Origin of the sequence: Streptomyces sp. NPDC127092, from assembly GCF_042722475.1 — a bacterium.
Taxonomy (GTDB): Bacteria; Actinomycetota; Actinomycetes; order Streptomycetales; family Streptomycetaceae; genus Streptomyces.
The window spans coordinates 1-741 of the sequence record NZ_JBHXFE010000333.1; the positions used below are offsets into that span (position 1 = coordinate 1).

Below are 741 nucleotides of genomic sequence, written 5' to 3' on the forward strand. Positions count from 1 at the left end.
GGCTCGCGCTCGCGGAGGAGCTCGTGGGCCGGGCCGCGCCGCGACTCGACGCCCTGAACCTCTTCCCGGTCCCGGACGCGGACACGGGCACGAACATGCTGGCCACGCTGACGGCGGCCCGCACCGCGGCCGACGCCTGCCCCGCACAGGACGACGCCGGCGCCGTGCTCGCGCACGCGGGCGCGGCCGCGCTGGACTCCGCCCGGGGCAACTCGGGCATGCTGCTCGCGGTCAGCCTGGCGGGGATGGCCGAGCCCCTGCGCGGCCGGGAGCGCGTCGACGCGTTCGCCCTGGCGGCGGCGTTCGGAGCCGCCGACCGGGCCGCCCGACAGGCCCTGTCGGATCCGCGCGAGGGGACGATCCTCACGGTGCTCTCCGCGGCCGCCCGCAGCCTCGCGCGCTCGTCCACCCAGGCCCCCGACACGCCCGCGGTGGCCGGGGACGCGGACCCGGCCGTGCGGCTCGGCCCGGCCGTGACCCTCATGCTGGCCGACTGCGTGCAGGCCGTGGAGGAGACCGAGTCGCTGCTCGCCCCGCTGACCCGGGCGCACGTCGTGGACGCCGGCGCCGTCGGGCTGCTCTGGGTGTTCGAGGCGCTGCGCTCCGTCGTCACGGGCACGCCCGTGGACGAGGAGCTGGCCACCGCGCTCCCCGGCTACGTCGAGGGCGCCCACGCCGCGGAGGGCGAGCCCGCCGCCGCGGCGGAGGCGCCAATCCCTGCGCCCTTCCACTTAACCCACA

Annotated in this window: 1 protein-coding gene; it reads left to right on the forward strand. The window is 78.5% G+C overall.

Annotated elements, in window-relative coordinates; genetic code table 11:
- Nucleotides 1-741, forward strand: a 741-nt coding sequence (locus ACFWJO_RS40165) for a DAK2 domain-containing protein (protein WP_386873294.1), incomplete at both ends; no start/stop codon positions are given.